This is a genomic window from Staphylococcus sp. GDY8P120P, assembly GCF_017892065.1.
Classification (GTDB): domain Bacteria; phylum Bacillota; class Bacilli; order Staphylococcales; family Staphylococcaceae; genus Staphylococcus; species Staphylococcus nepalensis.
This window is the reverse complement of record NZ_JAESKI010000026.1, coordinates 1-14,453: the sequence shown is the minus strand read 5'-3', so window position 1 is coordinate 14,453 and position 14,453 is coordinate 1. Positions and strand designations below refer to the sequence as shown.

13 protein-coding genes are annotated in these 14,453 nt (G+C 32.7%); 5 read left to right on the top strand and 8 right to left on the bottom strand.

Going from position 1 to position 14,453, the window contains the following annotated elements:
* The first annotated feature begins 127 nt into the window (after positions 1-127).
* Positions 128-775, top strand: coding sequence for an immunodominant staphylococcal antigen IsaB family protein (gene isaB / locus KA900_RS12710; RefSeq protein ID WP_210139710.1), 648 nt, complete (start codon positions 128-130; stop codon positions 773-775).
* A gap of 332 nt (positions 776-1,107) precedes the next feature.
* Here the strand turns inward: isaB and KA900_RS12705 are convergent, their stop codons facing one another.
* The 4 genes from KA900_RS12705 to KA900_RS12695 all read right to left on the bottom strand — a co-directional run bounded on the left by KA900_RS12705 (position 1,108) and on the right by KA900_RS12695 (position 4,128).
* Entirely contained in the window at positions 1,108-2,562 is a 1,455-nt protein-coding gene (locus KA900_RS12705) for a Mur ligase family protein (RefSeq protein WP_210139709.1), read from the bottom strand.
* A gap of 151 nt (positions 2,563-2,713) precedes the next feature.
* The gene (locus tag KA900_RS12700; protein ID WP_210139708.1) at positions 2,714-3,568 is read right to left on the bottom strand and encodes an anti-sigma factor; all 855 of its coding nucleotides are present in this window, start codon (positions 3,566-3,568) and stop codon (positions 2,714-2,716) included.
* Positions 3,558-3,755, bottom strand: a complete 198-nt coding sequence (locus tag KA900_RS14830) for a sigma factor-like helix-turn-helix DNA-binding protein (protein ID WP_245339197.1) — start codon at positions 3,753-3,755, stop codon at positions 3,558-3,560. Before KA900_RS14830 ends, KA900_RS12700 begins: the two co-directional genes overlap by 11 nt.
* Complete coding sequence (locus KA900_RS12695; protein WP_245339196.1) at positions 3,670-4,128, bottom strand: RNA polymerase sigma factor; 459 nt, start codon at positions 4,126-4,128, stop codon at positions 3,670-3,672. Before KA900_RS12695 ends, KA900_RS14830 begins: the two co-directional genes overlap by 86 nt.
* A gap of 585 nt (positions 4,129-4,713) precedes the next feature.
* Here KA900_RS12695 and KA900_RS12690 point away from each other — a divergent pair.
* The 3 genes from KA900_RS12690 to KA900_RS12680 all read left to right on the top strand — a co-directional run bounded on the left by KA900_RS12690 (position 4,714) and on the right by KA900_RS12680 (position 8,693).
* Complete coding sequence (locus KA900_RS12690) at positions 4,714-6,234, top strand: AbgT family transporter (protein ID WP_210139707.1); 1,521 nt, start codon at positions 4,714-4,716, stop codon at positions 6,232-6,234.
* A 108-nt stretch (positions 6,235-6,342) separates the two neighbouring features.
* Positions 6,343-7,860: an AbgT family transporter gene (locus tag KA900_RS12685; protein WP_096808115.1), complete on the top strand. Its 1,518-nt coding sequence runs from the start codon at positions 6,343-6,345 to the stop codon at positions 7,858-7,860.
* Between the two features lie 98 nt (positions 7,861-7,958).
* On the top strand, positions 7,959-8,693 hold the full coding sequence (locus KA900_RS12680; protein ID WP_096808114.1) for an NAD-dependent protein deacylase: 735 nt from the start codon (positions 7,959-7,961) through the stop codon (positions 8,691-8,693).
* A 234-nt stretch (positions 8,694-8,927) separates the two neighbouring features.
* On the opposite strand, the gene KA900_RS12675 is transcribed toward KA900_RS12680, so the two are convergent.
* The 4 genes from KA900_RS12675 to KA900_RS12660 are packed head-to-tail and all read right to left on the bottom strand — an operon-like array spanning position 8,928 to position 13,769.
* Positions 8,928-9,494 carry a cytidylate kinase-like family protein gene (locus KA900_RS12675; RefSeq protein ID WP_210139706.1) on the bottom strand — a complete coding sequence of 189 codons (567 nt, stop codon included), beginning with the start codon at positions 9,492-9,494 and terminating at the stop codon, positions 8,928-8,930.
* Positions 9,495-9,517: 23 nt separating this feature from the next.
* Positions 9,518-10,924 (bottom strand): glycoside hydrolase family 1 protein, encoded by a 1,407-nt coding sequence (locus tag KA900_RS12670; RefSeq protein WP_210139705.1) that lies wholly within the window; start codon positions 10,922-10,924, stop codon positions 9,518-9,520.
* A 34-nt stretch (positions 10,925-10,958) separates the two neighbouring features.
* On the bottom strand, positions 10,959-12,845 hold the full coding sequence (locus KA900_RS12665; RefSeq protein WP_210139704.1) for a beta-glucoside-specific PTS transporter subunit IIABC: 1,887 nt from the start codon (positions 12,843-12,845) through the stop codon (positions 10,959-10,961).
* 33 nt (positions 12,846-12,878) lie between these two features.
* Positions 12,879-13,769, bottom strand: coding sequence for a LysR family transcriptional regulator (locus KA900_RS12660; RefSeq protein WP_096808110.1), 891 nt, complete (start codon positions 13,767-13,769; stop codon positions 12,879-12,881).
* Between the two features lie 149 nt (positions 13,770-13,918).
* On the opposite strand from KA900_RS12660, the gene KA900_RS12655 reads away from it, so the two are divergent.
* Positions 13,919-14,329 carry a sulfite exporter TauE/SafE family protein gene (locus KA900_RS12655; RefSeq protein WP_210139703.1) on the top strand — a complete coding sequence of 137 codons (411 nt, stop codon included), beginning with the start codon at positions 13,919-13,921 and terminating at the stop codon, positions 14,327-14,329.
* Positions 14,330-14,453: the final 124 nt, after the last annotated feature.

Genomic DNA, 14,453 nt, shown 5'->3' with positions numbered 1-14,453 from the left:
GTATATATTAGTGAATAGCATAAAAAGGGGGCCTTACGTACAAAGTGAATGTGATGATACGTTAATTTGTTACTTGTTTTCAGGCGATTCGAAATTGATCATTAAATATAAAAAGGGGCGAAAGTTTATGAATAATAAATTATTATTATTTTCATCATCAGCAATAGCTACAGGTTTATTGTTAGGTGCAAGTAGTACAGCGCAAGCGAACGAAGGTATGAACATGAACCAAGATATGCAGGCCGATATGAATCAAAACGACATGAACATGAACCATGACATGAACGGTAACATGAATCAAAACGACATGGGCACGAACCATGACATGAAAGGTAACATGAATCAAAACGACATGGGCATGGATCATATGGCTCAAGAAACTATGATGCCTTATTACAACTATAATGGCTATACAACTTATGATGGCCAATTTACTCAAGACTATAACTTTGTAAGAGCACTAAAATACGACAACGTGATGATTGATGGTTATAAAGTTAATACAGCCGCATCTGATAAAACGGTTGATTCTAGTAAAAAAGTTGATAGTACAATGGTAGATATGAATAAAGACGGCCAAGTCGTTCACATTACTTTTGATACAAAACCGAATACAGTAAGTAAAGACATGTTCAAAAAAGCACATATGTCTAACCACATGACTGATGAGGGCAAAACAGATAATGGTTCATATATGGCTTATGAAACAAACAATGGTATGTACAAAGCTTTCTTTGACGACCAAGGCTATCTGATGAAAGTGATGATTAGCTAATTTAACGAATCTTAGTTAATATGCACCCTAAAAGTTGGATTTAATAAATCCACTTTTAGGGTGCTTTTTAATTATATTTTAAAAAGTATACCGTTTTCATAACATCACATTAAGCAAGCATAAAAGGAAGCGGAACAGAAATCGTATTTTTATAAAATGGCTTCGTTCTCCCACTAGGAATAAAGCATACGAATGCTAAGACTGTTGAGGACTTTACATTTCCATTTTAGCCACCATCTGCCAATACAATGTTAAAGGCTGAAACATCGTTTGCCTCAGCCTCTTTTAAACATAATACTCCTTTTTAAAAATAAACCATTTATACCTTACCTCTATAATAATGTTTTAATATACTGCTCATCATCATGCTCATATTTTTTACCTTTATAATTTTGCGGCTCATTAATGCCTGTAAGTAAAATAATTTCTTTTTCCTTATCTGTTGCGTATAAAAGTTCTTTTATCCCTTCTTTTCGAGAAACACCTTTTAAAACATCATTCACCTTATAACTTGAAGGTAAATGTTTAACCATCATATTAATAATTGTTTTAGGCTCTACATACCCTACTTGTTCAGCAGCAAGCATTAATTTATTAATACCATCAGGCACATTTGATATCGTTCTTTCTACTTTATCGAGCCCTCTAAGCCCAATACCTGTAACCATAACATTCAAATTTCTTTCTATACTTTCACTATATTTCAAAGCATTGTTAATCGATTCTTTGATTGCTAAAGAAGTATGCGCAAAATCTAAAATAATCACATAATTATTTATTTTAATAATTTGAAAGCGATGTAACGGCGATTCAATTACCATTGCAGCTTCAACTATCTTTTGAATATCGAAATTCAATTTATGCAAAGCAAATATACTTGCAGCCAAATTAATGTAGTTATGTCCCCCTTGAAAACGTGGTTTAACTGTATATTGTTTTTGATTAATAACGATATTAATTAAATCATTCTCCATATGATAATAGGCCGATGGATGACTTGAAAAATGGAACTGGTCTTTTACAATACTGTGATATGATTTTGTATCTAAATTAACTAAATTGGATAAGCTCAAGTCATCTAATCTTAATTTGGCATTTAAATAATTGCTTATACTACCATGATATTCTAAATGTTCAGGGCTAAAATTCGTAAAAACTGCTAAATCATTTTGAATAAAATCTGTCCGTCTTTGGTCTAATGCTATAGATGTAGCTTCGTAAACAATATAATCATAGTTTTTATTATAAAAATAATTTATGATCTCAGCCATTTCAAAATACATCGGTGTGGTCTGCGTTGTATGATTGAAATTAAGTTTATGATAATAACAATCATATACGCCCATTGTTCCGATAATAGCAACTTTTTCGCCAAGTTGTGTTAATAAATTACCAATCATGTGGCTCGTCGTAGTCTTACCATTAGTCCCTGTGACAGCAATAAATTTCATCCCTTTTATAGCTGGATTATAAAATAATTTTACCAAGTTATTAGCAACTTTAGGGAAATCATCGACATAAACGATAGGTATATTCAATTCAAAATGTTTAAGTTTAGACGGGTGTGCATCTGTAATTATAAATAGAGGCTTCATTTCGTAAGCTTGTTGCATATAATAAGTTGCATTCTTTGAGTCTTTTAATATAAAAATAGTTTCTGGGTCTATATCTTGATACATTGAAGTGATCTTTTTACAAACTTTGTTGGTATCTAACTTTACACTTTCAGAAGTTTTTGATGCGTTTTTTCCAATACTTAATAAAACTTCTTTAATAGTTATTTTCATTGTTCTCCCCCACCTTATTTAATAATTTGCTAAATTAATTAAAACGTTTAGTATTTTTATAAAAAAAGTAATTACAAAATATACGTAGAAAAACACGAAAAGGATCACATCAATTTGTGATCCTTTGAGAAATTTTTAAAATTTTATTTTATTAAATTTTATTACTCGCCATAATCATTTGTCCCTTAGGCTCATTATTATTTGGTGAAGGTTCTAACGTAAGTGCAATCGTGTCATTCTCATCTACATCCATATCACTTAAATCAAATACAACCATACCTTTATCATTCTTCGTTGCAAATGTGCCTGCAGGATAAGGTTTATTATCTTTGATTACCCAAACTTGATAGACTTCATTACCTTTTGTAGCTTCAATGTCGTTGGCTTCAACCATTAATTTACTATGTGTTTTATTACTGGATACGTAAGCTTGACCTTGTGTCTTATCTTCATCCATAGATTTCAAATTGATGGATTGAGCGTCATTCGTATTAATCATTGGAGTAGATTGGTTTTGCGATTCCTTTAGTTTAAAGTATTGAACACCATTTCCTATCAAAGATAATAATAATAACGCCGCCATAATGCCTACAGAAATCCGTCGGAATAAAGGTATTTTAGGTTTTTTATCATCGTTTTGTTTAGGTGATGTCGTTGGCTTTTTATATTGATGTGTTTCGCTTGAATCGCCCATACCACTTTTATATGATTGTGCAGCAGTTAAATGGTTATCATCCTCTTTATCCTGTTGTTTTTCAACTTCTGAATTTATATCGGCACCATTTTCTTCGTTTAAAACTGACTCTAAGATTCTTTGTTTCATACCCGTCGGAGGGTCAACTTCTTTATTACTGTAAGGAAGAGTTTGATGAAGAATATTAATACTATCTAAAGTTTCTTTACTTTCAGATGACATATTCAATTCTTGTTCAACTTGCACTTTTTCACTTTCACTTAACTTATCATTGAAATATTCATATATTTTATCAACTTTGTTATCTTTCATTTTCTTCACTCTCCCTTCTCAAAAACTTTTTAATATAGTTATTTAAATGTTTTATTGATAATCTCAGTCTACTTTTCACAGTACCTAAAGGCATTTTTAATTTATCTGCAATTTCTTGTTGGCTCAACCCCTTGTAATAAAATAAGGATATAATCTTCTGTTGATCTTTGTTCAAATATGAAAGCATCTTTTTGTATTTCCTCAGAACATTCCTTATCTAATAAATCATATTCAGGTAAACTACTCGTTTGGATACCTTGAAATGTTTCATCAAATTGGCTTTCTACGACCTTTCTTTTTCTAACAATATCAATCGCTCCATTACGACATAACGTAATAAGCCAAGTTGATAACTTGCCCCTTTCTGGTTTGAAAATTGCTTTTTGATGCCAAATTTTCATGAAAATATCTTGTAAAATTTCTTCACTAGATTGCTTATCTTGTGTAATTTTGTAAGCCAAATTAAATAATACTGACTCGTAACGATCGTATAGAATTTCTAGACACTTACTATCTCTTTTTTCTACGATCATTTTATATAGATCATTTTCATCTTGCATGCCTTCCCCTCCTTATTATAAAACCATCTGCAATACGCAATTTAATGAATATATTACCTTTCAATAAAAGTACGTAATTTTAAAACAAAAAGTTCATCTTAATAGATGAACTTTTGCTTATTTCTGATTATCAAAATAATTAACATTTGATACTCACTTTAATAAATCTACATTTCATCATAACTTATTATAAGAAATAATGTGTAGATATTATTTTCAAAATTTTTTTGTGCAATATTATATATTTTTGAGGACTGTATTAAGTAGGCTTTCATAACTTAATATATTTTTTAATAATACTATTTAATCTAACTGCTGAATCACTTTATAAAAATCATTATTTAAAATGTATTTATTTTGAATTTGTCTTTATATCCCATATAAAACATTTATTATTGTGCTTAGCTTTCTGACTCGTTTTTTACTTAACGAACAATAATTAACGCTAGAGATGTCATTGTTTCATAAACAATAGTTTTTAACTTTAATATATGATGTATTTAACGTTTAAAAAATCAAATAATTCTGAATTTTATCTGTTATAATAATATCTTAATTTAATTTTTATGGGAGGTTCAAAATGATATGATGAAACGAATATCTATTAATATTCTAACTAGAGTTGAGCGTGCAGGTAATAAATTACCTGACCCTAGTATGCTTTTCTTCTTGTTATGTCTCATTGTGCTTGGTTTATCTTGGGTTTTATCTTTATTTAATGTCCAAGCCACACAACCAACAAATAATAAAACAATTCATGTGGTCAATTTGCTAAATTGGGAAGGTCTAACGAAAATATTAACAGAAACCATAAACAACTTCGTAACCTTTCCAGCCTTAGGTATGGTCTTAGTTGTTATGATTGGTATGGGACTTGCTGAAAAGACTGGGTATTTTGAACATTTATTACATAGTGTTGTCGATAAGACACCACATAAACTTGTATTACCATTTTTAATTTTAATATCTATTTTAGGCAACGCTGCAGGTGGCGCTGCGCCTATGATTATGCCAATGCTTACGGCAATGATTTTTATTAAACTAGGCTATCATCCAATTTCTGGATTAATTATGAGTTATGCTGCAGTTGAAGTAGGTTATGGGGCAAATTTAATCATAGGCCTAGACGATGCGTTATCATTTTCATTTACACAATCTGCACTAAAATTATTTGAGGGCGATATATCAATTAATATAGCAATGAATTGGTTCTTTATGTCTATATCGACTTTTTTATTAGTCCCAATTATCTATATCTTAGCGAAAAAAGTGACCATACCCCGTTTTCAAAATTTAAGTATAGATAAAGATACAGACGTTAGCGTAGATAAGAAAACATTTACTAAGCAAGAGGGTAAAGCACTGTTATGGTCGAACTGGATGTTAGTGTTATGGTTGGTATGTATCGTTGTTATAGCCATACCTAAACATAGCTTTTTAAGAAATAATGAAACTGGACAATTGCTCGTAGACTCACCTTTAATGAACGGCTTTGGTGTGATACTCTTAATTACTTTTGCTATTCCTGGTATTATTTATGGAATTAAAAGCGGAAAAATACAAAATAGTAAATCATTAGGTAAAATACTGACACAAAGTATGTCTGATATGAGTAGTTTCATTATTGTTATTTTCTTTGCCGCACAATTATTGGCTTTCTTTGATTGGAGTCATATCGGTCAAGTTATTGCGATTAATGGCGCTAAATTACTACAACACCAAAGCGGTGTCACCTTAATTATTGGATTAATTCTACTTACAGCAACAATCAATATTTTTATGGGTAGTGCTTCCGCCAAATGGGGCATCTTGGCGCCGATATTCATCCCAATGTTTGCAACTTTAGGTTTTCATCCTGCATTTACCCAAATGGTTTATAGAATTGGTGATTCGATCACCAATCCGATTACGCCTATGATTCCGTACCTTCCCTTCTTATTAACTGTCGCACGTAAATATAATAAGAAAATTGCACTCGGTACCTTAATCGCAAATTTATTACCATATAGTATTATTGGCGGGCTCATTTGGACTATCTTTATGATCATTTGGTATTCACTCGGTAGACCTGTAGGGCCAGGCGGACCGATTCATTTAGGTGATTAAATATTTTAATAAGATCGGTTTAACCTAAATTGTACTAACAAAAGTGATTGAAATTCTTAGCTTTTGGTTTAAAATCATTAGTATAACTATCGGGAAAGAAGTGGTTTTATGAAAAATAATAAAGTTACTCATTATTTAAGTAAAATTGAATACTTAGGTAACAAACTCCCTCATCCTGTAACTATATTTTTAATTTTTACTGTTATCTTATTTATTTTGTCACATATTTTATACACCTTAGATATAACGGTTGATTTTAAAGGTATCAATCCAGACAACAATAAAGTAGAAAGCCAAACCATTCATGTTATTAGTCTACTTACTTCCTCTGGTATTTCTCATGTATTTACGAATGTCGTTGAGAATTTCACCTCGTTTGTTGCGCTTGGCCCCGTGCTAGTTGCCATGTTAGGTGTTGGCGTAGCAGAAAAAACCGGTTACCTTGGTGCATTTATCCAAAAATCTGTAGCTAATGCCCCAAAATCGCTCATTACGCCTACGATTGTATTACTAGGTATATTATCAAATATAGCCGCTTCAGTAGGATATGTTGTTTTAGTACCACTCGGGGCCATGGTCTTCTTATCATTTAATAGACACCCTATCGCTGGTTTGGCAGCTGCTTTTAGTGGAGTTGCTGGTGGGTATTCTGCTAACCTATTTTTAGGTACTAATGACCCCATTTTAAGTGGTATGACAACAGAAGCAGCACAAATTATAAATCCAAATTATATTGTCAATGCTACGGACAATTGGTTTTTTATGTTTGTATCTACTTTTTTAATCGTTATCATTGGTACATTCATTACTGATAAAATAGTCGAACCTAGTTTAGGGAAATACGATTCACCTAAACATACAACGTTTAATGAAATTAATAACAAAGCTTTCAAATGGGCAAATATCTCATTAGCAATTGTGCTTGTTATAATAGGGTTGATGGTTGTGCCATCCAACGGTATTTTAAGAGGTGACAACGGGAATTTTATAGACTCTCCGTTTATACATAGTATTATATTTTCTATGATGCTGATCTTTTTAATACCAGGTATTGTTTATGGCATCATTGATCACAAGATTAAAAACGATAAAGATGCTGTTAGATTAATGAGTGATTCGTTAACAACTATGTCTGAGTTTATTGTCTTAATCTTTTTTGCTGCTCAATTTGTAGCTTTATTTGAATATACAAATATTGGCACAGTGCTATCTGTAAATGGCGCTGAATTATTAAAATCCTTGCATGTTAATGGGTTAACAGCGTTAATTATATTAATATTGATGACCACAATGATCAATATACTGATGGCTGCTGATTCTGCAAAATGGGCTTTAATGGCACCGATTTTTATACCAATGTTTATGCAGTTAGGTGTTACTCCAGAAGTAACTCAAGTCGCCTATCGTATTGGTGATTCGGCTACGAATATCATTTCACCATTAATGCCGTTTTTCCCTTATATCGTTTCTGTAGCTGAAAAATACAATAAACATAACGGCATTGGTACTGTGGTATCCGTTATGCTACCGTATTCAATTGTTATTTTAGTTTTATGGACAATTTTATTTATCATTTGGTATCTATTAGGTATACCTGTGGGGCCTGGTACAAATACTACAATATAAAAACTAAGATATATTTATATTTTCAAAAATTGACGTAAGTGTAATCAAAGGATTTGCAAAATTCGGTCAGACGTTACTATTCTAATGGAGTGATAGACATGAATCAGAAAATTGAACAATTAAGGGGTATTATAGATAATGCTGATAAAATCACGTTTTTCACAGGTGCAGGTATATCTGTGGCAAGTGGCATCCCTGACTTTCGTTCTATTGGCGGTTTATATGATGAAATTTCAAAAAATGGTTACTCCCCAGAGTACCTATTAAGTGAAGATTATTTTAAAAATGAGCCAGAAGGTTTTATTCGTTTTTGTCATCAGTATTTACTATTTGCCGATAAAGAACCGAATGTCGTACATCAATGGATTGCTCAACTTGAAAGAGATCATCAATCACTAGGTGTTATTACACAGAATATTGATGGCTTACATTCGGATGCTGGCAGTACCCAAACAGATGAACTACATGGCACATTAAATCGATTTTATTGTCTGCAATGCGATCAAAAATATACAAAACCCTATGTCATTGATAAACAATTACATCAATGTGAAATGTGTGGCAGTATCATTAGACCCGACATCGTGCTTTACGGAGAAACGCTAAATCAAGACACTATCTTTGATGCGCTACACAAGATTAAAGCGGCAGACACTTTAGTAGTCTTAGGTTCTTCGCTTGTCGTTCAGCCTGCCGCTGGTCTTATTTCAAATTTTGATGGCAAAAACTTAATCATTATTAATAGAGACCCTACACCTTACGATAACGATGCAGATTTAGTGATTCAAGATGATATGATTTCAGTCATAAACAATCTAAACGATATATCATAGTTTTTGTAGAAATCGAGCAAAATCGTGTATTCTAAAATATAATCAATTCGTAAATGATAACTATGTTAAAGATAAGGCATCATCAGCATCTTGCATTTAGCGAGTGATTACTGATGATGCCTCAATTCAATTTTCTTTTCCATATAATACGCTGGAAACAATTATTCTAACCAATCATATATTTTGGGTTATACCTATTGAAGAATTAAGTATCATAAACGGTAAATTTTAAAGTTACTGTAAAGCACTCTTTATCATATCGACACAAATTGACATATCTAGCGCATTACCAGTCAAAGTATCTGAATTCAGACATAAGTCATATTCACTTAATTCAGCTCTTGTGATATCTGTATATTGTTGATAAAACGCTGCACGTGATTGCTCTTGTTGTTGAATAAATGCTTTTGCGTTTTCTTCACTTTGGCCTGCAATTTTAACTGCTCGTTCAATTTTCTTAGCAATATCAGGTGCGTAAACATATACATTTAAGAATGAAACTGCATCTTTTAATATATAATCTGCGCCTCTTTCCATTAGTATACATGGCCCTTTATGCACGATATTTAAAATGACCGTCTGATAGCCATCAATGATTTTTTCTATATCTATTTCCGCTACTTCACCATATTGATCAAAGTTATGTAGAACCTGTGTGTCAATTTCAAGGTATTTAGCAGTTTCATTTAATAAATCTACCTCGCCATAAAATGGAATGTCTAATGTTTCTGCTAACTGTCTAGCAATTAAACGCGCGCCACTTCCGTATTCACTTGTGAATACTATATATTGTCTTCCCATTTTTCCACCTCTATGATTTCATGTTATTCAAACTTTAATGAAGCTCCATTTGTCTCAATTACTTTTTGATACCAATAAAATGAATCTTTTTTATATCTATTATAAGTGCCGTTGCCATCATCATCGACGTCTACATATATAAAGCCATACCGTTTTTTCATTTCACCGGTGCTTGCAGAAATAATATCGAAAGGACCCCACATCGCATATGCCATGACAGGTACTCCGTCTATCTCAATTGCTTTTTCCAGTTCTAGAAGATGTTTTTTTAAGTATTCTATACGATACATATCACGTACACTACCGTCTTGTTCAACTTTATCTACTGCACCTAAACCATTCTCTACAATCATTAACGGCAATTGGTAACGATCATACAATAAATTTAAAATATATCTTAAACCTGAAGGATCGATAGACCATCCCCAATCGCTTGTATCTAAAGTCGGATTTTTATAACCTGTTTTCACACCGTTTAACCCAACAAATTTTAAAGGTGTATCTTCTCCTACAATGTGACTTAAATAATAACTAAATGAAATAAAATCAACAGTACCAGCACGAAGTTCGTCTAAGTCTCCATCTTCAATTGGCAGCGTAATATGGTTTCTTTCAAACTCTTTTATTTTATAATTTGGATAGTAGCCACGGCATTGAACATCAGCGTAAAAAAGCATCTGATGCATAAATTGGGTTGTACGAATGACGTCAGCAGGATCGGGACTCGCTGGATATGCAATATGTCCGTTATACATCATACCAACTTGATATACTCCGCTCATATCGTGAGCAAGTTGGACTGCCTTGGCACTTGCCAGAAACTGGTGATACGCAGCAGTCATCCTAGCTTGTTCAGTATCTTCTTGAATGCCACCAGCCATCCAAGGTTTCGTTGACATCACATTAATTTCATTAAAGGTAATCCAATATTTCACTTTTCCCTGATAACGTTTGAACACTGTTTCACAGTAATTCATAAAATAATCTACAACCTCACGGCTCAACCATGAACCATATTTTTGTAAACCTAATGGCGTTTCAAAATGGGACAACGTGACAATTGGTTCTATATTGTACTTCAAGCATAAATCAAATATATTATCATAAAATTGCAACCCTGCCTCATTCGGTTCAGCATCGTCGCCGTTTGGAAAAATTCTAGACCACGCAATAGACATGCGATAACATTCAAAACCCATTTCAGCAAAGAGTTTAATATCTTCTTCATAACGTTCATAGTGATTTACACCATGATGACTAGGGTAATGTTTTGTCTCATCAATAGTTTGAGTTACTTCTCTTGGCTGTCCATATTTCGATGACGTCATGACGTCAGCAGTGCTCAACCCTTTACCATCTTGATTATATGCGCCTTCGCATTGATTTGCAGCAGTCGCCCCGCCCCACATAAATGATTTAGGAAAACTCATAATATACCTTCTTTCTATTATTTTTATATCTATTTCAGCTAATATTTATTATTTTTTCGCCATGTGTCATAGTTTGATTTACTATGGTTTCCACATCATCAAATTCAGCAGTATTCGTGATAATAACTGGCGTTGTCGTTTCGTAACCAGCATCATTGATTTGTTTAGAATCAAATTCCAATAATAGCTGTCCTTGCTTAATTTCTTGACCGTTTTCAACTTGTGGAAAATAAAATTGGCCATTTAATTCGACAGTATCTAGTCCCACATGTATTAAAATTTCTACACCCTCATCACTCGTAATACCTATCGCATGATGACTATCTAACAGTGCTGTAATCGTGCCGTCAACTGGCGCATAAACCTTACCTTCTGTCGGCTTAATCGCTACGCCTTTGCCTAACAGTTCAGCAGCAAACGTAGGGTCATTGACTTCATTGAGTGGAATAACCTCCCCAGTTATAGGTGCATTTACGTGAGCTCCTGTAAATGTATCTTTATCAGCAATTTGGTTATTATCTGAAGCGTTGTGCTGTTCTTCTACGTCTAAAGTTTCTTCATTAATACCAAGGGTTAATGAAATTAAAAATGCAACGACGAAGGCAATGATAATACCGATAATGGCATGAATTAAAACGCCAAAACCATCTGGTCCAATATAACCTGGTATCGATAAAATGCCTGGTGGTATCTGCGCAAATCTTCCTACTCCTGTGATACCATAATACAAACCACCTACACCGCCACCAATCATAGCAGCAACCAGTGGTCGTTTATATCTTAAATTGACACCATAGAGTACTGGTTCAGTAATACCGAAAATCGCAGTGAAACTTGTTGAACTAGCTAATGTTTTTAATTCTTTATTTTTAGTTCTAAAAACAATTGCAAAAGCAGCTCCTGCCTGTGCTAAATTGGATACAAACATACCAGGGCCAGCGATTGGGTCAAAGTTTTTAGAAGCAAGTTCGTTAATTCCTAATGAAATTAGAGCATAATGCATACCAGTCATAACAAGTAGTGGCATAAATAATCCAACTAATGTAGGAACTAACCAACCTACATGAACATTCAACGTTGCAAAAACGTAACTTAAATCAATTCCTAAATAGTTCCCAATCGGTCCTAAGACAATCAGTGTTACGACGGCTACAATAAGAATCGTAAACATAGGCACTAATACAATCTTAATGGCTTTAGGTATAAACTTATTAAGTTGTTTTTCTACAAAACTCATAAACCAAATAGCAAGTATGATTGGAATAACTGTTGAAGCATAATCAACTAAACCCACAGGCATCCCTAAAAAGGAAACACCCTCTCCTGAAGATTTTCCTTCTTTCACTATTTGAATAAATGCTGGATGCAGCAATACACCTCCGATAACAATGGCAATATATTGATTAACATTAAATTTTTTCGCTGCAGAAACAGCTAAAATAACCGGTAAGAAATAAAATCCAGCATCGCCTAGTATGGTTAATATTCTATGCACAGCTGTATCTGAATTGGTTAACTTAAAGGTGTCAATAATCGCAATTAATGCTTTGATCATACCTGAACCAGCTAATACAGGGATAATAGGTGTAAATATGCTAGCAATCACGTCTAACAATTTAATAAATATATTTCTATTATCTACTTCGTCTTCCCTGTCATTGTTATGATTGTCTTCCAAGTTACCTTCTTTCATTAAATTCTTATAAACATCTTCTACCTCGTTACCGATAACTACTTGATATTGCCCTCCCTTATCTACAGCATCAATAACTTCTTTCATTTGTTTAATCGATTCATTGTCTACCTTGCTTTGTTCATACAATGTAAACCTTAGCCTTGTAGCACAATGTGTTACATGTTTAATATTTTCTTTACCGCCAACATGTTTTAAAACATCTTTGGCCACTTTTTGATAATTCATATTTGCACCACCTAGTTGTTAACGCTTACAATTTCAATTAAAATTTTTTCCCTTAATAAAGTCATTAAATTGTCTTACAATTTGTTTCCTAAATTCTGTATCTTTTTGTACAATCCAAAAATCTCTACTTAAGTTTAAGTTAGTCACATTAATATTTCCTAGAACACCTAATGCTAATTCACGTTCTACTGCAATTTTCGGTAGAAAACTAATCCCTAAATTTGCTTCTACCGCACTTTTAATTGTTTGTATGCTGCCTAATTCCATAAATGATTGAGCATAGGTCATATTGTGTCTTTCTAACTCATTCTTTATAATTTTCCTCATCCCAGACATTTTTTCCCTAACTATAAATTGTTCTTTAAGTAAATCGCTTAATTCTACTGAATCTTGTTTCAATAATTTATTTTGACTTGAGCATATTGCGATTAAATTGTCTTCTGCAAATTTATATACATCATATTTTTCTATTTGGAAAACACCTTCGACTAATGCAACATCTACTTCATTTAAGTTTAATTTTTCAAGAACTGATGGTGTATTACCAATGGATAATTCAATTTGTACATTCGTATTTTGCTTTTTAAACTCACTGATAACTTGAGGTAATAAATATTCTCCTATAGTAAAGCTGGCTCCAATAACCAGCCTATGATTTTGCTCATTGAGTTCATTCTGTATTGCTTGAAATGCAATTTCATTTATTCTAATTAATTCTTTCGCAAACGGGTAAAATGTTTCTCCTGCTTTAGTTAGTTTTAGTTTTCGCTCATTACGATCAAATAATGTCACGTTATAATAATTTTCTAACTGCTTCATTTGTTTCGTTACAGCTGGTTGAGAAATAAAATAGTTTTGTGCAGCTTGAGTAAAACTTTTTGTTTCAGCAACATCACAAAATATCTTTATACTTTCAAGATTCACTTTCTCCCCTCCTCTTTAACCTTATATAAATTCTAACACGAGTTTGATACTATATAGCATTCCTTCTAGTAATAGGCTATAACTAATCCTTATTTGAGTTTTGTCAAACCTACATGAGAAGATTAAGAAAAAATGATAGGGATGACAAAATGACTTTAAGTGTAATTTTGGTATTACTGTTGATCAGTATCTTTGCTGGCGCTTATGGCACTATTATTGGAGCTGGTGGGGGATTTATCTTTGTACCGTTCTTATTGATATTATTTGGTTTAGAACCTCGTATAGCTGCTGGTTCAGGACTTGTAATTGTTATGATTAACGCTATTATCGGTGCTATTGGTTATACTAAACAAAAAAAGATTGCTTTTAATCAAGGCATCACAATTGGTGTGAGTGCCATACCTGGCACGTTTATAGGGAGCTGGTTATTACAACACTATTTTTCTAATGCTTTTTATATAATTTTTGCAATATTATTAAGTGTGCTAGGATTCTTTTTACTTTTTAAAAATTTACCTATTAAATTTAACAAAAAGAAACCCGCACACACGTGGCACTGAACCCTAAAAATGGGAACTAAAAAAAAACACTATTTTCTAGGCTACTAATTTCCTGAATTCTAAAGGGGATAATTAGACAAGTTTTTGTTGACTTCTAATTTTCTTATAGTTATCAATGTAATTT

Excerpts from the sequence above, each read along its gene's own strand:
- KA900_RS12705 (WP_210139709.1), bottom strand. The coding sequence starts at position 2,562 with ATGAAAATAACTATTAAAGAAGTTTTATTAAGTATTGGAAAAAACGCA.
- KA900_RS14830 (WP_245339197.1), bottom strand. The coding sequence starts at position 3,755 with ATGCTTTCATATTTGAACAAAGATCAACAGAAGATTATATCCTTATTT.
- KA900_RS12675 (WP_210139706.1), bottom strand. The coding sequence starts at position 9,494 with ATGGGAAGACAATATATAGTATTCACAAGTGAATACGGAAGTGGCGCG.
- KA900_RS12665 (WP_210139704.1), bottom strand. The coding sequence starts at position 12,845 with ATGAATTATCAAAAAGTGGCCAAAGATGTTTTAAAACATGTTGGCGGT.
- KA900_RS12685 (WP_096808115.1), top strand. The coding sequence starts at position 6,343 with ATGAAAAATAATAAAGTTACTCATTATTTAAGTAAAATTGAATACTTA.
- KA900_RS12695 (WP_245339196.1), bottom strand. The coding sequence starts at position 4,128 with ATGCAAGATGAAAATGATCTATATAAAATGATCGTAGAAAAAAGAGAT.
- KA900_RS12690 (WP_210139707.1), top strand. The coding sequence starts at position 4,714 with ATGATGAAACGAATATCTATTAATATTCTAACTAGAGTTGAGCGTGCA.
- KA900_RS12655 (WP_210139703.1), top strand. The coding sequence starts at position 13,919 with ATGACTTTAAGTGTAATTTTGGTATTACTGTTGATCAGTATCTTTGCT.
- KA900_RS12670 (WP_210139705.1), bottom strand. The coding sequence starts at position 10,924 with ATGAGTTTTCCTAAATCATTTATGTGGGGCGGGGCGACTGCTGCAAAT.
- KA900_RS12680 (WP_096808114.1), top strand. The coding sequence starts at position 7,959 with ATGAATCAGAAAATTGAACAATTAAGGGGTATTATAGATAATGCTGAT.
- isaB (WP_210139710.1), top strand. The coding sequence starts at position 128 with ATGAATAATAAATTATTATTATTTTCATCATCAGCAATAGCTACAGGT.
- KA900_RS12700 (WP_210139708.1), bottom strand. The coding sequence starts at position 3,568 with ATGAAAGATAACAAAGTTGATAAAATATATGAATATTTCAATGATAAG.